Here is a 1,199-nt window from a genome sequence, read left to right as displayed (position 1 = left end):
TTGGATCTGGCAGTGGAGCGTGCGATCAAAGCCAAAGTGCCGGAAGTGGCGCACATCGTGGCGCGGGCGGGCTCGGATGAATTGGGGCTCGACCCGATGGGCTTGAATGAAACCGATATGTTTTTGCAGCTCAAACCCAAATCGCAATGGCGCAAGCCGGACAAGGCATGGTTGGCCGAGGAACTGCGCAAGGTGCTGGCGGATTTTCCGGGGATGGATACCGGCCTGACCCAGCCCATCGAAATGCGTGTGTCCGAAATGCTGACCGGCAGCCGCGGCGATTTGGCCATCAAGATCTTCGGGCCTGACCTGCAAGTGCTAGGCACATTGGCGCAGCGCACCGCCGGCGTGGTGGAACAGCTGCGTGGTGCGCAGGATGTCATCACCCAAACCACCGAAGGCGTGGATTATCTGCAAGTGGTGATTGACCCCATCGCTGCCGGTCGCAATGGCTTGGCGGTGGCCGATGTGCAAGACGAGCTGCGTGCGCAGATCGACGGCATGCCTGCGGGCATGGTGTTGGAGTCCAATCGGCGCACACCGATTCTGGTGCGTGGTGGTGATGACATCCGCATGTCGGCATTGCGCTTCAAGCAGATGCGCATGGCATTGCCGGGCGGCGGTGAAATCCCATTAGCAGCCATCGCCACACTCAAAGCGGGCAATGGCCCGGTAAAAGTGGCGCGCGAACAAGGTTCGCGGTTTGCCCTGGTGCAATCCAATGTTGATGGCCGTGACCTGGTTGGCTTTGTCGATGACGCCAAGGCTGCGGTGGCCAAGGCGGTGCCACTGCCGCCCGGGTATCACATGGAATGGGGCGGGCAGTTTGAAAACCAGCAACGTGCGGCCGCACGCTTGGGCTTGGTGATCCCGCTGGCCTTGGCCGCCATCTTTTTGGTGTTGTTCATGACCTTTGGGTCATTGCGGCAGGCGGTCTTGATCTTGTGCAACATCCCGTTTGCCTTGGTCGGCGGCATTTTGGCGCTGTGGGTATCCGGGCAATATTTGTCGGTGCCGGCAGCGGTGGGCTTCATCGCCCTGCTGGGCATCGCGGTACTCAATGGTTTGGTGCTGGTGACCTGCTTCAATCAATTGCACGACAGCGGCCTGCCGATTGCCGAAGTGGTGCGACGTGGCGCGTTGGCGCGGGTGCGCCCGGTGTTGATGACCGCCAGCATCACGGCACTGGGTTTGGTGCC

1 protein-coding gene is annotated in these 1,199 nt (G+C 61.0%); it reads left to right on the top strand.

Annotated features, from left to right (window positions below):
- A partial coding sequence (locus tag PK789_RS04190; RefSeq protein WP_324307232.1) for an efflux RND transporter permease subunit occupies positions 1-1,199 on the top strand: 1,199 nt, incomplete at both ends.

Origin of the sequence: Thermomonas sp. (assembly GCF_035369645.1) — a bacterium.
In the GTDB taxonomy this organism is placed as follows: domain Bacteria; phylum Pseudomonadota; class Gammaproteobacteria; order Xanthomonadales; family Xanthomonadaceae; genus Thermomonas.
Note: the sequence above shows the minus strand (reverse complement) of the source record. Positions and strands in the feature narration are given on the sequence as shown.